At 71.8% G+C, this 1,083-nt stretch carries 1 protein-coding gene; it reads right to left on the bottom strand.

Annotation, left to right across the window (positions count from 1 at the left end; genetic code table 11):
- The coding region (locus tag ACTIDRAF_RS31425; protein WP_039789791.1) for a hypothetical protein at nucleotides 1-386 on the bottom strand (386 nt) is incomplete at its 3' end.
- Between the last annotated feature and the right edge of the window lie 697 nt (nucleotides 387-1,083).

The raw sequence follows: 1,083 nt of genomic DNA, 5'->3' as shown, positions 1-1,083 counted from the left end.
GGCAGGTCCGCCAAGCCGTGCCGACGGAGGTGGTCGCGGAGGGCGAACACCATCCTCGTCACGCGTTCCCCCGGGTTGCGGTCGACCTCGTCGCCCAGCCCGGCGTCCATCCCGTCGACGGTCCAGGGCCCGGTCAGCTCCACCCGCAGTTCGCCCCGCCGGTACCAGGGCAGTGAGCGGAACTCCACCACCACCAGGGCCCCGGGGGTGAACAGCAGCGCGGGCACGACGAGGTCCGGTTCGCCGCCGGCGGCGGGAACGAGCACTTCGAAGTACGCCACGCCGGGTGGGCCGAGGTCAGGACTGATCTCCAACAACCGTTGTCGGAACCACGAGCCGGACGTGCTGGTCAGCGGTTTCGCCCGCTGAGTACCGACGACCCACATGCCGCCTCCTGCACCCTCCGCAGTCAACCGGCAACCTAACGCACGAATGGAACGAAAGGAACGCTCAGCGGGGGAAACACCGGGACGGAGGGGAACGCTCACTCGCTCAGACCAGTTGGGGCGGGACGACGTCTCACCCTGGGTCAGGAGGATGCCCGTCCTCCCCCTTCCAACGGGAGAACGCCGCCCGAGCGTGTCGTTCCCGCTCACTCCACGCCGGCCCCGCCCCACGCTGCGTGCCCGGTGACAGCCGACCTCGACGCCTCGGAACAACGGCAGCGCCAGCTCGACCGACGAGGAGGTCGACCAGGGTGGCCTCGGCGAAAGCGCCGCCCGGACACCACCCCGCGCTCCGGGAGGAGTCGAACCCGAGCTCCAGCCCGACGGTGAGGAAGCCAGGACCAGGAACGGGTCGTGCGGGTCGTTGGCCACCCCGACCACGTCCCCACCAGCGGTGGGGTGATCCAGCTCGGCGAGGCGGTGGTGCAGACCGAGGCGGCGACGGGCCGAGGGCGAGACGGGGAAGCGCCTCCACGACTCGCCCGCGCGGGGCGCGGCAGCCCGGGCGCCTCCCCACCGCGACCGGGCAGTAGGGGGTCGATGCCAGGGCCGGCACCCTCCCGGGGTTCCGCGTCACCCCGACGATGCTGGCGATCGGGAGCGGAACGACGAGTCGCTCACCGAGGTCATGGGGCAG

The sequence above is a fragment of the Actinoalloteichus spitiensis RMV-1378 genome (assembly GCF_000239155.1).
GTDB classification, from domain to species: Bacteria; Actinomycetota; Actinomycetes; order Mycobacteriales; family Pseudonocardiaceae; genus Actinoalloteichus_B; species Actinoalloteichus_B spitiensis.
Note: the sequence above shows the minus strand (reverse complement) of the source record. Positions and strands in the feature narration are given on the sequence as shown.